Below are 365 nucleotides of genomic sequence, written 5' to 3'. Positions count from 1 at the left end.
GTGTGGGTATTGGTGGTATAAATGGCATCCAAAGCGTAGTAACATCAAACGCTGCCGATGCCGAAAATAAAGGATTTGAGTTGCAGATTACTTACAAAAGCAAAAACAAAGATGATTTTAACTATTCCATCAGCGCAAATGGTGCGTATAACCAAAACAAAACACTTTCGTTAGGTAATCTATCGCAATCGCCAATTATCAGTGGTGTTTTTAATAATTTAAATGGACTTACCTTAACGCGGCAGGGCTCGCCAATTGGTGCGTTTTACGGTTACCGCGTTGATCATGTGGCAAGCACACAGGCCGAGATCGATGCGCTTAACACGATCGCGAAGCAAAAATCAGGTAATGCAGCAGCTGTATAC

General features: G+C 42.2%; 1 protein-coding gene. It reads left to right on the top strand.

Going from position 1 to position 365, the window contains the following annotated elements; translation table 11 throughout:
- Positions 1-365, top strand: a 365-nt coding sequence (locus tag AB4Z50_RS36280; RefSeq protein WP_441887361.1) for a hypothetical protein, incomplete at both ends; no start/stop codon positions are given.

The sequence above is a fragment of the Paenibacillus sp. 2TAB26 genome, from assembly GCF_052115145.1.
GTDB lineage: Bacteria > Bacillota > Bacilli > Paenibacillales > Paenibacillaceae > Pristimantibacillus.
This window is presented reverse-complemented; position numbering and strand designations above follow the sequence as displayed.